A 17,368-nucleotide genomic window follows, 5' to 3' on the forward strand; every position below is an offset into this window, starting at 1 on the left:
CGCTGACCCGCTGACCCGCCGACCCGCCGACCCGCTGACCCCCACCCCCACCCCCGCCGATCCACCGGACCGCCCGGCGCCCGACCAGGTGCCGGGCGGTCCCATGCGCTTCAATGCCCCCGTGAACGAGAGTGATTACGACGTGCTGCGGGTCTTCTGCGCGGCGAACGGCGGCTTCGGCAAGGAACTGGGCGTCGTACGGGACGGATCCGTGCTGCCCGAGCGGGCGGCGCGGCAGGAGTTCGCGGCGAAGGTCGGCTTCAGCGAGACCGTGTTCGTGGACGACCCCGAGCGCGGGATCATCGACATCCACACCCCCGGCACCCGGCTGTCCTTCGCCGGATACCCGTGTGTCGGCGCGGCCTGGCTGCTCGACCTGCCCGAACTGGTCACGGAGGCCGGGGTGATGGGGGCGCGCAACGACGGGGAGTTCAGCTGGATCGAGGCGCGCGCCGACTGGGCCGCGCCCCGCACGTTCCGTCAGTACGGGAGCGCCGCCGAGGTCGACGCGCTGGAGGTGCCCCCGGAGGGGGAGTGGATCTACGCCTGGGCCTGGGAGGACGAGGCGGCGGGCCGGATGCGGGCCCGCGGCTTCCCCGGCCGGGGGGACGGGGTCGCCGAGGACGAGGCGACCGGGGCCGCGGCGATACAGCTCACGGCACGACTGGGCCGCGCCCTGAACATCACCCAGGGCGCGGGCTCACAACTCCTCACGGCTCCACAGCCGCAGGGGTGGGTGGAGGTGGGGGGACGGGTGGTCCTGGAACGCTGACCGTCGCCCGGCCGGTTCCGGGCGGTCACGCCGTCAGCGGGAACTCCTCGCCGAGCGCCCGGAAGACCCCCGTGTTGAGTGCGAAGGCACGCTTGCACTCGGCCACGATCCGCTGCTTCTCCAGGTCGTCGGCCGGAACCAGGTCCAGCAGGGTGCGGTAGTCCCGCTTGAACGCCGCCGGGTTGCCGATCGACTCGAAGACGTAGAACCGCACCCCGTCCCCCTTGCGGGCGAAGCCCCAGGTCTTCTCCGCCTTGTCACGGATGATCTGGCCGCCGGAGAGGTCGCCGAGGTAGCGGGTGTAGTGGTGGGCGACATAGCCGCCGGGCCAGGTGCGGACGCATTCCCGCACCCGGTCCGCGTACTCCCGGGTGGCGGGCAGCGCGGACAGGCCCGTACGCCACTCGGGGCCCCGCAGATGCTCCAGGTCCCGCTCCAGCGCGCCCAGCCGGAACAGCTCGGGCTGTACGAAGGGGCCCGCCACCGGGTCCGCGGCCAGTTCCTCGGCGCCGGTCTCCAGTGCCTCGTACACGAACCAGAGCTGCTCGGTATAGCGCGCGTAGGCGTCGACGCCGAGTCTGCCGCCGAGCAGGTCGCTCATGAACGTCGAGGTCTCCGCCTCCACGTGCTGCTCGTGGGACGCGGTGCGGATGACGGCGGAGAAAGGGGAGACGGGGGAGGCGGGGGCGAACGGCGAGAACGAGTCCATGGGTCCGATTCTCTATAGTTAGGGTTACCTAAGTCAATGGGTTGCCGACTCTCTGTCGGTAAAAGTGTGCCCCAACGGCCGAAGGCCCGCCCTCCGAGGAGAGCGGGCCTTCGACGGGCCTGCGGCGGTCCGCGACGCGTTTGCGACGGGCCTGCCGGATGTGCGGGGACGGTTACGGCAGCGTGAGGATCTCCGCGCCCGTCTCCGTCACGACCAGCGTGTGCTCGAACTGCGCCGTGCGCCTGCGGTCCTTGGTGACGACCGTCCAGCCGTCGTCCCACATGTCGTACTCATGGGTGCCCAGCGTCAGCATCGGCTCGATCGTGAACGTCATGCCCGGCTGGATCACCGTCGTCGCGTGCGGGCTGTCGTAGTGCGGGATGATCAGACCGCTGTGGAAGGCGGTGCTGATGCCGTGCCCGGTGAAGTCCCGCACGACGCCGTAGCCGAAGCGCTTGGCGTACGACTCGATGACCCGGCCGATGATGTTGATCTGCCGGCCCGGCCGCACCGCCTTGATCGCCCGGTCCAGGGACTCGCGGGTGCGCTCCACCAGCAGCCGGCTCTCCTCGTCCACGTCCCCGACCAGGTACGTGGCGTTGTTGTCGCCGTGCACCCCGCCGATGTACGCCGTCACGTCCAGGTTGACGATGTCGCCGTCGCGCAGCACCGTCGAGTCCGGGATGCCGTGGCAGATGACCTCGTTGACCGAGGTGCACAGGGACTTGGGGAAGCCCCGGTAGCCGAGCGTGGAGGGGTAGGCCCCGTGGTCGCACATGTAGGTGTGCGCCACCTTGTCCAGCTCGTCGGTGGTGACCCCCGGCGCGATCAGCTTCGCGGCCTCGGCCATGGCCCGCGCGGCGATCCGGCCGGCGGTCCGCATGGCCTCCACGGTCTCCGGGGTCTGCACCTCGGGGCCGGTGTACGGGGTCGGCGCGGGCTTGCCGACATACTCGGGGCGCCGGATGTTTCCGGGGACGGAACGGGTGGGAGACAGCTCCCCTGGGACGAGCAGCGACTGGCCTGACATGCCTGCGAGTCTAACCAGCGGGCATGAGGGACCATGTCAGAGGCGAAAGGAGCCGGTCATGGCCCTGTTCAAGAAGCGCACGGTCGGAAAGCCGGGCGAGTGGTACTACTGCCTGGAGCACAAGAAGGTCGAGGAAGGTCCCGAGTGCCCCGCCAAGGACCGCTTCGGCCCGTACACCACGCGCGCGGAGGCCGAGCACGCGATGGACACGGCCCAGGAGCGCAATCTGGAGTGGGAGACCGACCCCCGCTGGCACGACGCCCGGTCCGGCGAGAAGCCCCGGGACGAGGACTGACCCGCGGCACGGACACCGACCCGGGGCAGCACCCGCCCTGACCCGGGGCACGGACACCGCCCGGCGGCGCCCGCCCCGCTCACCACCGGGCCGGTGGCGGGGCCGTCAGGTGGTCGGCCAGCCGGGACACCCGGTCCCGCAGCCGGCGCCGCCCCCGGGGGCTCGGCAGCCAGTTCTCGCCCGCCGCCGCGCTGACCAGGTGCTGGACGGTGTCCAGATCCAGCTCGGCGCTCTCCGGGACCGCCAGCGACTCGTGCGCCATCCCGGACAGCTCGCGTTCGCCCGAACCGAGGGCCAGCACCGTCACCCCGGCCCGGCGGGCGTCGCTCACCCGCTCCAGGAGCGGCGCGTCCGGCCGGTGCGGGGCCACCACCAGCAGGGTCTCACCGCGTCGGGCCGCCTCGATCCGGCCGAGGCCGACCGCCAGATGAGCCGGGTCCGAGGGCCGCGCCGCGTGCCGCACTAGCGTCGGCGCCAGTTCGGGCGTACCCGACCAGGCGGCCTCGTCCACCAGATGGGCGGCCAGATGCCAGGGCTCGTACTCGGGCGTGCCCACCAGCAGCAGCCCGCCGCCGTGCGACACGACCGACCCGCGCAGCGCGCCCGCGAACCCGCGCGTCGCGCCCAACCACTGGGTCCCGGCGAGTACTTCGCGCAGCAGCGCGACCCGTACGGCGTCCATGCCCCCGCATCCTGCCGCAATCGGCGACCCGTGACCCGGAGTTCATCCGGAATTCGCCCGATCGGGGAACAGGGCGCGTACCACCCGCCCCCGCCGCACCCGCAGCACCGAGGAGCCGCGCATGTCCGAACCCGCCGCCGTCACCGTCCCCTTCCGCGCCGGACAGGAGGGCTACGCCAGCTACCGCATCCCCGCGATCGTGCGGGGCGCCTCCGGCACGCTGCTCGCCTTCTGCGAGGGCCGGGTCGGCTCGTCCCAGGACTACGGGCACATCGACATCGTCCTCAAGCGCTCCACCGACGGCGGGCTGACCTGGGGGCCGCTCCAGGTCGCCGCCGACCACGGCGGGGACCTCGCGGGCAACCCGGCGCCCGTCGTCCTCGACACCGGCCGGATCCTGCTCGTGCACGTCCGCTCCGCCGCCGCCGCCTCCGAGGACCTGATCCTGCGCGGCCAGGTCTCCGACGCCGACGGCCGCCGGGTCTGGGTGCAGCACAGCGACGACGAGGGGGCGACCTGGTCCGCCGCCCGCGACATCACCGCCCAGGTCAAGCGGACCGGCTGGCGCTGGTACGCCACCACCCCCGGCCACGGCATCCAGCTCACCGGCGGCCGGGTCGTCGTCCCCGGCAACCACACCCTGCCGCCCACCGGCAGCGACACCGGCAAGGAGGCCAAGTACAACAGCGGCCACTGCCTGCTCAGCGACGACCGCGGCGAGACCTGGTACCTCGGCTACGTCGACGAGAACACCAACGGCTACATCAACGTCAACGAGACCATCGCGGCGGAACTCCCCGACGGGCGGGTCTACTTCAACACCCGCAACGACTCCCCGGCCCCCGGCAACCGCGCCGACGCCCACTCCACCGACGGCGGCCGGACCCTCGTCCTGCCCTTCCGCCCGCAGGCCGGGCTGACCGCTCCCGTCTGCCAGGGCAGCGCGCTCCAACTCCGCGACCCCGACGTGCTGCTCTTCTCCGGCCCCGGCCTGTTCGACTTCCGCGCGCTGATGACCGTCCGCGCCTCCGACGACCACGGGGTCACCTGGCGCCCGGTGTTCACCGCCGACGGACTGCCCGCCGCCTACTCCGACCTGGTGCGGATCGACGCCGGAACCGTCGGACTGCTCCACGAGACCGGGGACTTCAGCGCGTACGAGCGGATCGTCTTCCGGCGGCTGCCCGTGACGCGGCTCACCCGGGGCGGGGGCTCCGGCCGGGCGGGGGACGAGACGTAGAGTCGGCCCATGACCTCTACGACCTCCGGCGACAGCGCCGCACAGAAGGCCCCCGCCAAGGACCCCTGGGACCTGCCCGACGTCTCCGGGCTGGTCGTCGGCGTGCTCGGCGGGACCGGGCCGCAGGGCAAGGGCCTCGCCTACCGGCTCGCCCGCGCCGGGCAGAAGGTGATCGTGGGCTCCCGGGCCGCCGAGCGCGCCGAGGCCGCCGCCGCGGAACTCGGCCACGGGGTCGAGGGCGCCGACAACGCCGAGACCGCCCGCCGCAGCGACGTCGTGATCGTCGCCGTGCCGTGGGAGGGCCACGGCAAGACCCTGGAATCCCTGCGCGCCGAACTGAGCGGGAAGCTGGTCGTCGACTGCGTCAATCCGCTCGGCTTCGACAAGAAGGGCGCCTACGCGCTGAAGCCGGAGGAGGGCAGCGCCGCCGAACAGGCCGCCGCGCTGCTGCCGCAGTCCCGGGTCACCGCCGCCTTCCACCACCTCTCGGCGGTGCTCCTGGAGGACCGGGCGATCGAGCGCATCGACACCGACGTGATGGTGCTCGGCGAGGAGCGCGCCGACGTCGAGATCGTCCAGGCCCTCGCCGGCCGCATCCCCGGGATGCGCGGGGTCTTCGCCGGACGACTGCGCAACGCCCACCAGGTGGAGGCCCTGGTGGCCAACCTGATCTCGGTGAACCGCCGCTACAAGGCACACGCCGGCCTCCGACTCACGGACGTGTGAGCGGGGGGCCTCACGGGTGACCGCGGGCCGGTGGGCCGGAGCCCCGCGGGCCGGTGGGCCTGAACCCCGCAGGCCGGTGGGCCTGAACCCCACGGCCGGTGCGCCGGAGCCCCGCGGCCGGTGCGCCGCGCCTCACCGGCGGGCCGGACGAGGCGGGGCATCGGTGTGTCGGGGGATGGGGGACACTGGGGAGCGCGGCGGAGCCCACCGGGACCGCCGAGCCCGCCGTGTCCCCGCCGACCGCCCGACAGGAGCCGCACCCCATGCCCCGCCTGGCCCTCTACAGCCTGACCGTCTGCCTCCTCGCCGTCGCGGCGGCCGTGGTCTCCTTCGTCCAGGGCAACCTGCTGGGGATCGTGTGGGTCCTGCTCGCGGGCCTGTCGTCCAACATGACCTGGTACTACCTCAAGCGCGGCAAGCCCGCCCGGCCGGCGTCGCCCACGGGCTGACCGGCCGGGCGCCCGGCGTCAGGCACCGAACCCGCACACCGGGTTCGCCTCCTGCCAGAACCGGTAGAGATCACGCCCGCAGTAGCTGTCGAACTCGCTGATCCCCAGCCCCTCCAGCAGCGCGTAGATCGCGTCGAAGAACACGCCGTTGATCGACGGCACCCACAGCAGCGCGAACACGAACAGCAGCCCGAAGGGGGCGAACGGCTCCACCTGCCGCCGGACCCCGTGCGACAGCCAGGGCTCGATGACCCCGTAGCCGTCCAGCCCCGGCACCGGCAGGAAGTTCAGGATCGCCGCCGTCACCTGGAGCAGCGCGAGGAACGCCAGCGCGTACCGGAAGTCCCGCGGCACCCCGTCCAGCGCGTCCAGCCAGAACGGGGCCGTGCACACCACCGCGAACAGCACATTGGTCAGCGGGCCCGCCGCCGAGATCAGACTGTGCTTCCAGCGGCCCCGGATCCGGCTCCGCTCGATGAACACCGCCCCACCGGGCAGCCCGATCCCGCCCAGGATCACGAAGAGCACCGGCAGGACGATGCTCAGCAGCGCGTGCGTGTACTTCAGCGGGTTGAGCGTGAGGTAGCCCTTCGCCCCGACCGTGATGTCCCCGCTGTGCAGCGCGGTCCGCGCGTGCGCGTACTCGTGCAGACACAGCGACACGATCCACGCCCCGGTCACGAACAGGAACACCGCGAGCCCCGGCTGCTCGGCGAAGTCGGTCCAGGTGGCCCAGCCCGTCACCGCCGTCACGGCGGCGATCCCCAGGAACACCGGACTGATCCGCCGCTCGGACCGGGCGGAGAGGGTGGCCATCGACGTACTCCAGAGGTCGGGGACGGGGACAACGCGCCCCTGACCGTACCCCCGGACGCGCCCGGGCACGGTAAACCCCCGGGCGCCGTCCCCCGTCCCCAGGGACAATGGGCCGGTGCGTTATCGGATACTCGGCTCCACTCAGGCGTTCCGGCCGGACGGCACCGCCGTTCCCGTCGGCGGCGCACGCCTTCGCGCCCTGCTGACCGTGCTGGCGTCGCGGCCCGGCCGGATCGTCACCGTGCCCGTCCTGGTCGGGGAGGTGTGGGACGGCGAGCCGCCCGCCGACGCGCCCGGCGCGGTGCAGGCGCTGGTCGGCCGGCTGCGCAGGGCCCTCGGCGCGGACGCCGTGGAATCGCTGGAGGGCGGCTACCGCCTCGTCGCCGCCCCCGACGACATCGACCTCCACCGCTTCGAGCGGCTCGCCGACGAGGGGCGGCGCGCACTCGCCGACGGCGACCCCGCCAAGGCCGCCGCCGTCCTGGACGACGCCCTCGCGCTGTGGCGAGGCCCCGCCCTCGCCGACCTGCCCGACCGCACGGCGCAGGCCGCCCGCTGGGAGACCCGCCGCCTGGAGGCCCGCCGTACCCGGCTGACCGCCGCCCTCGCGCTCGGCGCCGCCGACCGGGTGCTGCCCGAGCTGACCGCCCTGTGCGACGCCCACCCGCTGGACGAACCCCTCCAGGCGCTGCGGCTGCGCGCCCTGCGCGACACCGGCCGCACCGCCGAGGCCCTCGCCGCCTACGACGCCGTACGACGGCTGCTCGCGGAGCGCCTCGGCTCCGACCCCGGGCCCGAGCTGCGGGCCCTGCACACCGAGATGCTGCGGGCCGAGCCGCCCGCGCCGCCGCCCGCCGCCGCCCGGCGGCCCGGGAACCTGCGGTCCCGGCTGACCTCCTTCGTCGGCCGGGACGCCGACATCGCGGACATCCACGGGGACCTGGGCACGGCCCGCCTGGTGACCCTGCTCGGGCCGGGCGGCGCGGGCAAGACCCGGCTCTCCCAGGAGGCCGCCGAGACCGTACGGGACCAGGCCCCCGACGGGGTGTGGCTGGCCGAGCTGGCCCCCGTGGAGGACCCGGCCGCCGTCCCCGAGGCCGTGCTGACCGCGCTCGGCGCCCGGCAGACCGTGCTCTACGGCGCCGGCGCGGAGGAGATGCGGGTGGCGGTCGCCGACCGGCACGACGACCCGGTGGACCGGCTGGTCGAGCACTGCGGGCCGCGCCGGATGCTGATCGTCCTCGACAACTGCGAGCACGTGGTGGACGCCGCCGCCCGGCTGGTCGCCGAACTGCTGGCGCGCTGTCCGCGGCTGACCGTGCTGGCCACCAGCCGGGAGCCGCTCGGGGTGCCGGGGGAGCTGCTGCGCCCGGTGGAGCCGCTGCCCGAGCCGTTCGCGCTGCGGCTGCTCGCCGACCGGGGCGCCGCCGCCCGCCCCGGCTTCCGGATCGAGGACGACCCCGGGGCTGCCGCCGAGATCTGCCGCCGCCTGGACGGGCTGCCGCTCGCCATCGAACTGGCCGCCGCCCGGCTGCGGATGCTCACCCCGCGCCAGATCGCCGACCGTCTCGACGACCGTTTCCGGCTGCTGACCGGCGGCAGCCGTACCGCCCTGCCCCGCCAGCAGACCCTGCGCGCGGTCGTGGACTGGTCCTGGGAACTGCTGGACGAGGACGAGCGGGAGGTGCTGCGCCGGCTGTCGGTCTTCGCGGGCGGCTGCGACCTGGCCGCCGCCGAGGCCGTCTGCGGGCCCGCCGCCCTCGACACGCTCGGTTCCCTGGTCGACAAGTCCCTCGTCGTGGCCGCCCCCGACGCCGCCGAGGGCATGCGCTACCGGCTGCTGGAGACCGTCGGCGAGTACGCCGCCGAACGCCTCGCCGAGTCCGGGCGGCGCACCGGCGCCGAACGCGCGCATCTGACGTATTACCGCGAGTTCGCCCGCACCTCGGACCGCGGGCTGCGCGGCGGCGGACAGCGCGCCGCCATCGCCGACCTCGAACGCGAGTACGAGAACATCCGGACCGCGCTGCGCCGCGCCGTCGCCGCGCGGGACGAGCAGGAGGCGCTCAACCTCACCCACGCGCTGATCTGGTACTGGCAGATGCGCGATCTGCGGATCGAGGGCCGCAACTGGTGCGCGGAGGTGATGGCCCTCGGCCCCGACCCGTTCACCGAGCCGCCGCGCCGCGCCCGGCCCGTGTGGCAGCGGGTCACCGACGCCCCGCCGCCGCTGTCCGGCGAGGCGCTCCTCGAAGCCCGGCGCGGGGTCCATCTCGCCCATCTGGGCTGCATGGACACCGAGATGGACCTCTGGCAGACCGAGCGGGCCCAGCAGAAGCTGCTGACCATCGCCCAGGTGTACGAGCCGGGCCTGCCGCAGGTCTGCCGCAGCCCCGGCTCGAGCTGGTACTTCGCCGTCCTGCTCACCGGCGGCATCGACCGGCTCCAGGAGATCGTCGACGCCGCCGTGCGCACCTGCCGCGAGACCCCGGGCTACGAGTGGGAACTGGCCGGCGCCCTCAACACCCGGGCCAACCTCCTCGCCAACCGCACCGACCAGGCCGACTCCGCCGCCGCCGACGCCGAGGAGGCGCTGCGCCTGCACCGCCGGCTCGGGGACGACTGGGGCATCGCCGAGGCGCTCTCCGCCCGCGGCGAGGCCCAGGAGCGGCGCGGGGAGCACGCGCTGGCCGCGGCCGACTTCGAGACCGCCATCCAGCACGCCGAGCGGCTCGGCGCCCGCACCCAGGTGGCCGTCCTCCACGCCCGGCTGGGCGGCGCCCTGGCCGAGGGCGGCGAGGTGGAGCGGGCGGAGGCGGTGCTGCGCGGGGTGCTGGACCGCAGTGAGAGCCCGCTCAGCGAGGCCATGCCCGCCGCCCGGCTCTACCTGTCCGGGCTGCTGTCCGTGGCCGGCCGGGTCCAGGAGGCCCGCGCCGAGCTGACCCGGCTGCGCGAGGACTTCCGGCTCGCCCAGTTCCCCGTCTTCGACGCCTACATCCTGGGCGCCGAGGCATGGCTGGACGCGGCCGAGGGGGAGTACGAGAGCTGCCTCGCCAACTGCCGGCAGGCGCTGGAACTCTCCGGCGACCCGCTGTCCCGGGCGATCCAGCCGACCATGCAGGCCGTCTACCTCACCGTCGCCGCCATCGCGCTCGCCGAGGGCGACGACGGCCGCCGGGCCCCGGACGCCGCCCGCTGCCTGGGGGCCGCCGCGGCCCTGCTGTCCAGCGGCCACGTGGAGGCGGCCAGCGAACGCAGGGCCCGGGAACGCGCCACCGCCTCGGCCCGCGCCGCCCTGGGCGACGAGGCGTACGACACCGCCCACGCACAGGGCCGCGGCCTCTCCGCGGATGAGGCCGCGGCCCTGCTGTGACGTCCGACGCGCACCGGACGGCCTCGCCCGCACCGTGCGGAGCCGGGTCAGCTCTTGGTGCGGAACTTGTGGATCGCCACCGGCGCCATCACCGCGGTGATCGCGGCCGTCCAGGCCAGCGTCACCCACAGGTCCTGGGCCACCGGGCCGCCCACCATCATGCCGCGCGCCGCGTCGGCGAGGGTGGAGAGCGGGTTGTAGTCGGTGAACGCCTGGAGCCAGCCCGGCATCGACGCCGTCGGCGCGAAGATGGACGAGCCGAACTGGAGCGGGAACAGCACCAGGAAGCCCATCGCCTGCACCGACTGCGCGTTCTTCAGCACCACGCCCAGGGTGAGGAAGACCCACATGATCGCCGAGGCGAACGCGGTGGACAGCGCGACGGCCCCGAGCAGCCCGGTCCAGCTGTCGATGTCGAAGCCCACCAGCACGGCGACGACCATCAGGATCGCCGTCGCGAACAGCATCCGGCCCAGCTCGACCGCGATCTTCGCGAACAGCACCGAGCCGCGTCCTATCGGCAGCGACCGGAAGCGGTCCATCACCCCGGAGTTGAAGTCCTGGCTGAAGCCGGTGCCGACGCCCTGGGAGAGCGTCATGCTCATCATCGCGATCATGCCCGGGATGACGTACTGGACGTATCCGTCCTGTCCGCCGCCCAGCGCCTGGCCGATCGAGCCGCCGAAGACGTACACGAACAGCAGGGTGAAGACGACCGGCATCAGCAGGGCGTCGAACATGGACTCCGGGTCCTGCCGGATCCAGAGCAGATTGCGGCGCAGCAGCGCCCCGGTGTGCCGCAGGTGGGCGCGCGGCGAGATCCGGGCGTCGTCCTTCGGCGGTGTGGTCTCTTTGAGATCGACGGTCACGGCGCTCATACGGCGACCTCCTCACGGTCTTCGGCGGTCTCGGTGCCCTGCGGGGTGCTCGCCCGGCGCCCGGTCAGTGACAGGAACACCTCGTCCAGGCTGGGCAGTTCGGTGGTGATGGCGCTGAGGGTGATGCCGCGCGCGACGACCGCGCCGGTCACCGCGGTGAGCTGCTCGTCGCTCAGGATCGGCACCAGGACGCTGGAGCGCTCGGTGTCGACGGTGGTCGCGGCCAGACCGGTGATGCCCAGCTCGTCCAGTTCCCTGGCCAGCGGGCGCAGCTGGAGCGGGTCGGCCGGTCTGATCCGCAGCGTCCGGCCGCCGACCTTCGCCTTCAGCTCCTCGATCCCGCCGCCCGCGATGACCTTGCCCCGGTCCACCACGGTCAGCTCGGAGGCGAGCTGTTCGGCCTCCTCCATGTACTGGGTGGTCAGCAGTACGGTCACTCCCTCGCCGACCATGCTCTTGACCTCGTCCCACACCTCGTTGCGGGTGCGGGGGTCGAGTCCGGTGGTCGGCTCGTCCAGGAACAGCACCTGCGGGCGTCCGATCATCGACGCGGCCAGGTCCAGCCGCCGCCGCATCCCGCCGGAGTAGGTGTGGACGGGCCGCCGGGCCGCCTCGGTCAGCGAGAACCGCTCCAGCAGTTCGTCGGCGCGTCCACGGGCGTCCTTGCGCGGCAGATCGAGCAGCCGGCCGATCATGTAGAGGTTCTCCCAGCCGGGGATCTTCTCGTCCACCGAGGCGTACTGCCCGGTGAGGCCGATCACCCGGCGCAGCATGCGGGGCTGGCGGATCACGTCGTAGCCGGCCACGGTCGCCCGGCCGGCGTCGGGGGCGAGGAGGGTGGACAGGATCCGTACGAGGGTGGTTTTGCCGGCGCCGTTCGGCCCGAGCACACCCATCACGGTGCCCTCGCGCACATCCACGTCGACGCCGTCCAGCGCCTTGGTCTCGCCGTAGTGCTTGACCAGTCCCCTGACGGTGACGGCGATGTCGCCGCCGGTGGGGTTCTTGTCGATTCGCGTCATGCCCCAGAGCGTGTCAGGCGCCACCGACAAACGACCGACAGAGCACCGACAGCCCGGCGACGTCCGACCGCCCCCTGCCGGCGCCCCAGCGCCCCCGGTCCGTCCCCCGACCATCCTCCTACGGCCCCCGGGCCGCCCCCGGTTCGTCCTCCGGCCGCCCCCGGTTCGTCCTCCGGCCGCCCCCGGGTCGCCTTCCGGCTGTCCCCGGGCCGTCCCCCGGGTCGTCCTCCGGCCGTCCCCCGGGTCGTCCTCGGGTCGCCCTCCGGCCGTCCCCCGGGCCGCCTTCCGGTCGTCTTCCGGGCCGTCTTCCGGCTGTCCTCCGGCGGCTCCCGGGTCGTCCTCCGGCCGCCTTCCGGGCCGTCTCCCGGCGGCCCCCGGGCCGTCTTCCGGCCGTCTTCCGGCGGCTCTCGGGTCCGTCCTCCGGCCATCTTCCGGGCCGTCTTCCGGCCGTTTCCCGGCGGCTCCCGGGTCGTCTTCTGGGCGTCTTCCGGCTGTCCTCGGGCCGTCCCCCGGTCGCCCTCCGGCCATCTCGCGGCTGTCCCCGGGTTCGTCCTCTGGTTGTCTCCGGGCCGTCCTCCGGCTGTCCCCGGGTCGCCCTCCCGCCGCCCTCCAGCCGTCCCGCGGATCTCCGGAAGCGCCGGGCGGCCCGCCGACGGGGGAGGGTCGGTGGGCCGCCCGGGTGGTGCGGCGGTGGCTGGTGGACCTGGTGGGCCTGGCGGACCCGGTGGACCCGGTGGGCCTGGCGGACCCGGAGGGTCTAGTGGACGGAGTGTTCCGACTGCGGGAACGTTCCGTCGATGACCTCCTCGGCGAACGCCTTCGCCGCCGCGCCCATGACATCGCGCAGGTCGGCGTACTGCTTGACGAACTTCGGCACCCGGCCGCCGGTCAGTCCGAGCATGTCGGTCGACACCAGGACCTGCGCGTCCGTCTCCGGCCCCGCGCCGATACCGACCGTCGGGATGTGCAGGGTGCGGGTCACCTCGCCGGCCAGCTCGGCCGGGACCAGCTCCAGGACCACCGCGAACGCGCCCGCGTCCTGCACCGACTTGGCGTCCCGCAGCAGCTGGGCCGCCGCCTCCTCGCCGCGCCCCTGGACCCGGTAGCCCATGGCGTTGACGGACTGCGGGGTGAGGCCGATGTGGGCCATCACCGGGATCCCGGACTCCACCAGCAGCTCGATCTGCCGGTGCGAGCGCTCGCCGCCCTCCAGCTTCACGGCCCCCACCCCGGCCTCCTTGACCAGCCGGGTCGCCGAGCGAAGCGCCTGCACCGGGCCCTCCTGGTAGGAGCCGAAGGGCAGGTCGCCCACGATCAGGGCACGGCTGGTGCCGCGCACCACGGCCGCGGACAGCATGGTCATCTCGTCAAGAGTGACGGGCACGGTGGTCTCGTAGCCGAGGTGGACATTGCCCGCCGAGTCCCCGACGAGCATGACCGGGATGCCGGTCTCGTCGAAGACGGACGCGGTCATCGCGTCGTAGGCGGTGAGCATGGGCCACTTCTCGCCCCGCTCCTTGGCGGCGGCGATGTCGCGGACGGTGACACGGCGGGTGCCCTTGCCTCCGTACAGCGTCCTGGCGCTGTCGGGGGCCTTCCGCGAGGCGGTCTGGGCAGCCGAGAGCTGCGTCATGGCAACGCTCCTTACGTCATCTCGAGGCGCCCTCACGGCGTCCCCGGATCCCCTCCATGGTGGCATCTCGGCCCAGTGAGGACCAGGGGACCCACCTCACGTCGAAAGTACGTAAGAAGGCGGTAAAAGATTTACGATACGGTACGGTCTCGTATCGTAAGTTGCCTACGCTCTGGGGTCATGACTACACCTGACGCCCCCGCCCCGCGGGTCCCCGAAGCGGTCCACCGGCGCCGCTGGGCGATTCTCGGCGTGCTCATGCTGAGCCTGCTGATCGTGGTGCTCGACAACTCGATCCTGAACGTCGCCGTCAAGACCATCTCCACCCCCGCCCCCACCGGCCTGGGCGCCAGTCAGAGCGAGCTGGAGTGGGCCATCAACGCCTACACCCTCGTCTTCGCCGGGCTGCTGTTCTCCGCCGGGCTGCTCGGCGACCGGCTCGGCCGCAAGAAGGTGATGCTCGGCGGGCTCGTCGTGTTCGGCCTCGGCTCCGCGCTCGCCGCCACCGCCGGTTCCCCCGGCGAACTGATCGGCTTCCGCGCCCTCATGGGGCTCGGCGCCGCCTTCGTGATGCCCGCCACCCTCGCCGTGCTGATGAACGTCTTCGAGCGCGAGGAGCAGCCCAAGGCCATAGGCATCTGGGCCGGCGGCGTCGGCCTCGCCATAGCCATCGGCCCGATCACCGGCGGCATCCTCCTCGACCACTTCTGGTGGGGCTCGGTCTTCCTGATCAACGTGCCGATCGTGATCGTCGCCGTCGCCCTGATGCTCTGGCTCGTCCCCGACTCCCGCGACCCCCGGCCCGGCCGTGTCGACCCCGTCGGCGTCGTCCTGTCCGTCGTCGGCCTGGTCCTCCTCGTCTACGGCATCATCCGCGGCGGCGAACTCGCCGACTTCACGGACGTCACCGTGCTCGGCACCATCGCCGCCGGACTCGCTGTGCTGGCCGCCTTCGTGATCTTCGAGAAGCGCAGCGACCACCCCTCCATCGACATCGGCCACTTCAGGAACAAGGTCTTCTCCGCCGCCGTCGCGGTCATCGCCCTGGTCTTCTTCGCCCTCATGGGCGTGACCTTCTTCTCCGTCTTCTACACCCAGAGCGTGCGCGGCTACTCCCCGCTGGAGACCGGACTGCTGCTGCTCCCGCTCGCCCTCGCCCAGCTCGTCTTCGCGCCCCGCGCCCGGCTGGTCGTGGACCGCGTCGGCATCCGGGCCACCACCACCGGCGCCATGCTGCTCATCGCCGCGACGCTCGCCTCGTTCGCCGTCCTGGACGCCGACACCCCGATCTGGCTGCTGGAGATCATCTTCTTCCTCATGGGCACCGGCATGGCCCACATCATGACCCCGATCAGCGTCGTCATCATGCAGGCCCTGCCCCGGGAGAAGGCCGGCTCCGCCTCCGCCCTCAGCAACACCTTCCGCCAGGTCGGCGGCGCCCTCGGCATCGCCGTCCTCGGCTCGGTGCTCTCCGCCGCCTACCGCTCCGGCATCGAGGACAAACTCGGCGTTCTCCCCGAGCACCTGCGGCACACCGCAGGCGAGTCCATCGAGGGCACCCTCGGCGTCGCCGCCGGGCTCGGCCCCGAGGGCCGGTCCCTCATCGGCCCCGCCCACGACGCCTTCCTGCACGCCATGCACGTCACCGCCCTGTGCGGCGCGGGTGTGGCCCTCGTCGGCGCCCTCGTGGTCGCCCTGTTCCTGCCGGGCCGGCCGCGCCCCGTCCGCAACGACGGGAAGGAGCCGGAGTTGGTGTCGGCGACCGACCGCTGAGCCGCTTCCGTAGGACAATCGGCGGGACCGCAGCACAGCCGAAGGACGGAGCGATGTGAACAGCCTCGCAGGTGACCGCCCGGCAGCCTCCGGCGCCCCCAAGGGGCGTCCCCGCAGTGAGGCCGTGGAACGCGCCATCCTGGAAGGCGCGATGAAGCTCCTGGAGGACGGCGTCCCGCTCGCCGACCTCTCCATCGAGCGCATCGCGCGCACCGCCGGGGTCGGCAAGGCCGCCATCTACCGCCGCTGGCCGGGCAAGGAGGAACTCTTCGTCGACGTCGTGCGCGCCGCCGAACCCGAGGACCCCGAACTGCCCGGCACCTCCATGCGCGACGACCTCGTCGTCCTCATGGACTCCGTGCGCCGCCGCGGCCTCGCCAACCGCACCTCGGCCATCCTCCACCACGTCCACGCCCAGATGAAGAGCAGCCCACGGCTGTGGGACGAGTACCACTCCACGGTGGTCGCGCCACGCCGCCGCCGCACCGAGGAAGTGCTGCGCCGCGGCCAGCGCGACGGTGAACTGCGCACCGACGTCGACCTGGACCTGCTCGGCGACCTGTTCCTCGGCCCGATGCTGGTGCGCGCCGTGATGCGCAGCGACGCCGACCTGCCGGAGAATCTCGCCGAGGACGTCGTCGACACCCTCCTCCAAGGACTACGGCCCGTCAGTTCCCCGGACGACTGAGCACGAAGGGCGTCCCCCCGTCGACCTTCCATCCGAACATGCGTGTTCCGTCACAGAACGCGCATTGCGGGCCGCCGGACGGAACTCCCGCATCCCACTTGTTCGTCCTTGTCCCCATACGGCCGTCGCGGACGGCGAGAACTCAGCCGATCATCCCCTAGTGTCTGTTGAGACACGGGTAGATAACGGTGTGCACGGCAGGCAGCGAGGCGACGGTATGGCGCAACAGGCGTACATGACGGAAACGGCGGACGGCGGCTCGGGGCCCGAGCGGCGCGGATCACGGTTCCGGCGTCTGCTCGACGGCTGGCGCGGCGACCGCCGCATCTGGCGGCGCGGCCTCGTGGTCGCCGCCCTCGCCGTCCTGCTCGCCCTCGGCATGGGACTGCACGCGCAGATCCCCAACCGGGTGGGCAACCTGGGCAGTCTCACCGAGACCTTCCTGCCCTGGTTCGGCCTCGTCGGCGTCCCCGTGCTGCTGCTCCTCGCCCTGCTCCGCCGCTCCGCCACCGCCCTGATCGCCGTACTGCTCCCGGCGATCGTCTGGCTCAACCTCTTCGGCGGACTGCTCACCGACCGCACCGGCTCCGGCGGCGACCTCACGGTGGCCACGCACAACGTCAACGCCGAGAACCCCGACCCCTCCGGCACCGCCCGCGAGGTGGCCGCCTCCGGCGCCGACGTGGTCGCCCTGGAGGAACTGACCGCGGGCGCCGTACCGGTGTACGAGAGGGCGCTGGAGAAGACGTACAAGTACCACTCGGTGCAGGGCACGGTGGGCCTGTGGAGCAAGTACCCGCTCAGCGGGGTCAGCCCCGTCAACATCGAGTTGGGCTGGACCCGCGCGATGCGCGCCACGGTCACCACGCCGGGCGGCCAGATCGCCGTGTACGTCGCCCATCTCCCGTCGGTGCGGGTGAAGCTGGAGGCCGGTTTCACGGCCCATCAGCGCGACCGGAGCGCCGACGCCCTCGGCTCGGCCATCCACAAGGAGCCGCTGGAGCGGGTTGTCCTGCTCGGCGACCTCAACGGCACCATGAACGACCGCTCCCTGACCGCCGTCACCTCCCAGATGCGCTCCACCCAGGGCGCCGCGGGCAGCGGCTTCGGCTTCAGCTGGCCCGCCTCCTTCCCGCTGGCCCGCATCGACCAGATCCTGGTCAAGGGCGTCGAGCCGGTCACCTCCTGGACCCTCCCGGAGACCAGCAGCGACCATCTGCCGCTGGCGGCCCGGGTCGACCTGGGCGATTCCTGAGGCAGGCGGGCAGGCGGGCAGGCGGGC

Annotated in this window: 16 protein-coding genes; 9 read left to right on the forward strand and 7 right to left on the reverse strand. The window is 73.0% G+C overall.

The window, feature by feature from the left end:
• The first annotated feature begins 103 nt into the window (after positions 1-103).
• Positions 104-772, forward strand: a complete 669-nt coding sequence (locus tag ACIQNG_RS32540; protein ID WP_401490000.1) for a PhzF family phenazine biosynthesis protein — start codon at positions 104-106, stop codon at positions 770-772.
• Between the two features lie 25 nt (positions 773-797).
• Here the strand turns inward: ACIQNG_RS32540 and ACIQNG_RS32545 are convergent, their stop codons facing one another.
• Both ACIQNG_RS32545 and map read right to left on the reverse strand, forming a co-directional pair.
• Positions 798-1,481 carry a heme oxygenase (biliverdin-producing) gene (locus ACIQNG_RS32545; RefSeq protein ID WP_401426707.1) on the reverse strand — a complete coding sequence of 228 codons (684 nt, stop codon included), beginning with the start codon at positions 1,479-1,481 and terminating at the stop codon, positions 798-800.
• A 172-nt stretch (positions 1,482-1,653) separates the two neighbouring features.
• Positions 1,654-2,511, reverse strand: a complete 858-nt coding sequence (gene map, locus ACIQNG_RS32550; RefSeq protein WP_401426709.1) for a type I methionyl aminopeptidase — start codon at positions 2,509-2,511, stop codon at positions 1,654-1,656.
• Between the two features lie 58 nt (positions 2,512-2,569).
• Between map and ACIQNG_RS32555 the strand changes: the two genes are divergently transcribed.
• Entirely contained in the window at positions 2,570-2,806 is a 237-nt protein-coding gene (locus ACIQNG_RS32555; protein WP_401426711.1) for a hypothetical protein, read from the forward strand.
• A gap of 79 nt (positions 2,807-2,885) precedes the next feature.
• Here the strand turns inward: ACIQNG_RS32555 and ACIQNG_RS32560 are convergent, their stop codons facing one another.
• Complete coding sequence (locus ACIQNG_RS32560) at positions 2,886-3,488, reverse strand: hypothetical protein (RefSeq protein WP_401490003.1); 603 nt, start codon at positions 3,486-3,488, stop codon at positions 2,886-2,888.
• Positions 3,489-3,609: 121 nt separating this feature from the next.
• On the opposite strand from ACIQNG_RS32560, the gene ACIQNG_RS32565 reads away from it, so the two are divergent.
• The 3 genes from ACIQNG_RS32565 (at position 3,610) to ACIQNG_RS32575 (ending at position 5,903) form a co-directional block, all read left to right on the forward strand.
• A complete protein-coding gene (locus ACIQNG_RS32565; RefSeq protein WP_401490005.1) occupies positions 3,610-4,728 on the forward strand; it encodes an exo-alpha-sialidase in 1,119 nt (372 codons plus the stop codon).
• Between the two features lie 9 nt (positions 4,729-4,737).
• A complete protein-coding gene (gene npdG, locus ACIQNG_RS32570) occupies positions 4,738-5,454 on the forward strand; it encodes an NADPH-dependent F420 reductase (protein WP_401490007.1) in 717 nt (238 codons plus the stop codon).
• 263 nt (positions 5,455-5,717) lie between these two features.
• Positions 5,718-5,903, forward strand: coding sequence for a hypothetical protein (locus ACIQNG_RS32575; protein ID WP_401426720.1), 186 nt, complete (start codon positions 5,718-5,720; stop codon positions 5,901-5,903).
• Positions 5,904-5,921: 18 nt separating this feature from the next.
• Here ACIQNG_RS32575 and ACIQNG_RS32580 read toward each other — a convergent pair whose 3' ends face one another.
• Entirely contained in the window at positions 5,922-6,719 is a 798-nt protein-coding gene (locus ACIQNG_RS32580; protein ID WP_401490010.1) for a site-2 protease family protein, read from the reverse strand.
• 115 nt (positions 6,720-6,834) lie between these two features.
• Between ACIQNG_RS32580 and ACIQNG_RS32585 the strand changes: the two genes are divergently transcribed.
• Positions 6,835-10,092, forward strand: coding sequence for a BTAD domain-containing putative transcriptional regulator (locus ACIQNG_RS32585; protein WP_401490012.1), 3,258 nt, complete (start codon positions 6,835-6,837; stop codon positions 10,090-10,092).
• 47 nt (positions 10,093-10,139) lie between these two features.
• Here ACIQNG_RS32585 and ACIQNG_RS32590 read toward each other — a convergent pair whose 3' ends face one another.
• The 3 genes from ACIQNG_RS32590 to panB all read right to left on the reverse strand — a co-directional run bounded on the left by ACIQNG_RS32590 (position 10,140) and on the right by panB (position 13,625).
• Positions 10,140-10,970: an ABC transporter permease gene (locus ACIQNG_RS32590; protein WP_401426729.1), complete on the reverse strand. Its 831-nt coding sequence runs from the start codon at positions 10,968-10,970 to the stop codon at positions 10,140-10,142.
• On the reverse strand, positions 10,967-11,992 hold the full coding sequence (locus ACIQNG_RS32595; protein WP_401490014.1) for an ATP-binding cassette domain-containing protein: 1,026 nt from the start codon (positions 11,990-11,992) through the stop codon (positions 10,967-10,969). The genes ACIQNG_RS32590 and ACIQNG_RS32595 overlap by 4 nt, the downstream gene beginning before the upstream one ends.
• A 757-nt stretch (positions 11,993-12,749) precedes the next feature.
• Positions 12,750-13,625 carry a 3-methyl-2-oxobutanoate hydroxymethyltransferase gene (panB, locus tag ACIQNG_RS32600; RefSeq protein WP_401490017.1) on the reverse strand — a complete coding sequence of 292 codons (876 nt, stop codon included), beginning with the start codon at positions 13,623-13,625 and terminating at the stop codon, positions 12,750-12,752.
• A gap of 180 nt (positions 13,626-13,805) precedes the next feature.
• Here panB and ACIQNG_RS32605 point away from each other — a divergent pair, with 180 nt between their 5' ends.
• From ACIQNG_RS32605 to ACIQNG_RS32615, 3 genes are all read left to right on the forward strand, one after another.
• Positions 13,806-15,398: an MFS transporter gene (locus ACIQNG_RS32605; RefSeq protein ID WP_401490019.1), complete on the forward strand. Its 1,593-nt coding sequence runs from the start codon at positions 13,806-13,808 to the stop codon at positions 15,396-15,398.
• 55 nt (positions 15,399-15,453) lie between these two features.
• Entirely contained in the window at positions 15,454-16,086 is a 633-nt protein-coding gene (locus tag ACIQNG_RS32610; protein WP_401426741.1) for a TetR/AcrR family transcriptional regulator, read from the forward strand.
• Positions 16,087-16,303: 217 nt separating this feature from the next.
• Positions 16,304-17,341 carry an endonuclease/exonuclease/phosphatase family protein gene (locus ACIQNG_RS32615; protein WP_401490021.1) on the forward strand — a complete coding sequence of 346 codons (1,038 nt, stop codon included), beginning with the start codon at positions 16,304-16,306 and terminating at the stop codon, positions 17,339-17,341.
• The last annotated feature ends 27 nt before the right edge of the window (positions 17,342-17,368 follow it).

The organism is Streptomyces sp. NPDC091377, assembly GCF_044757045.1.
Classification (GTDB): domain Bacteria; phylum Actinomycetota; class Actinomycetes; order Streptomycetales; family Streptomycetaceae; genus Streptomyces.

Bases quoted from the DNA above. Each gene is read 5' to 3' on its own strand.
- ACIQNG_RS32560 (WP_401490003.1), bottom strand. From the start codon at position 3,488: ATGGACGCCGTACGGGTCGCGCTGCTGCGCGAAGTACTCGCCGGGACC.
- ACIQNG_RS32615 (WP_401490021.1), top strand. From the start codon at position 16,304: ATGGCGCAACAGGCGTACATGACGGAAACGGCGGACGGCGGCTCGGGG.
- ACIQNG_RS32590 (WP_401426729.1), bottom strand. From the start codon at position 10,970: ATGAGCGCCGTGACCGTCGATCTCAAAGAGACCACACCGCCGAAGGAC.
- ACIQNG_RS32545 (WP_401426707.1), bottom strand. From the start codon at position 1,481: ATGGACTCGTTCTCGCCGTTCGCCCCCGCCTCCCCCGTCTCCCCTTTC.
- ACIQNG_RS32540 (WP_401490000.1), top strand. From the start codon at position 104: ATGCGCTTCAATGCCCCCGTGAACGAGAGTGATTACGACGTGCTGCGG.
- panB (WP_401490017.1), bottom strand. From the start codon at position 13,625: ATGACGCAGCTCTCGGCTGCCCAGACCGCCTCGCGGAAGGCCCCCGAC.
- ACIQNG_RS32605 (WP_401490019.1), top strand. From the start codon at position 13,806: ATGACTACACCTGACGCCCCCGCCCCGCGGGTCCCCGAAGCGGTCCAC.
- ACIQNG_RS32595 (WP_401490014.1), bottom strand. From the start codon at position 11,992: ATGACGCGAATCGACAAGAACCCCACCGGCGGCGACATCGCCGTCACC.
- map (WP_401426709.1), bottom strand. From the start codon at position 2,511: ATGTCAGGCCAGTCGCTGCTCGTCCCAGGGGAGCTGTCTCCCACCCGT.
- ACIQNG_RS32575 (WP_401426720.1), top strand. From the start codon at position 5,718: ATGCCCCGCCTGGCCCTCTACAGCCTGACCGTCTGCCTCCTCGCCGTC.
- npdG (WP_401490007.1), top strand. From the start codon at position 4,738: ATGACCTCTACGACCTCCGGCGACAGCGCCGCACAGAAGGCCCCCGCC.
- ACIQNG_RS32555 (WP_401426711.1), top strand. From the start codon at position 2,570: ATGGCCCTGTTCAAGAAGCGCACGGTCGGAAAGCCGGGCGAGTGGTAC.
- ACIQNG_RS32565 (WP_401490005.1), top strand. From the start codon at position 3,610: ATGTCCGAACCCGCCGCCGTCACCGTCCCCTTCCGCGCCGGACAGGAG.
- ACIQNG_RS32580 (WP_401490010.1), bottom strand. From the start codon at position 6,719: ATGGCCACCCTCTCCGCCCGGTCCGAGCGGCGGATCAGTCCGGTGTTC.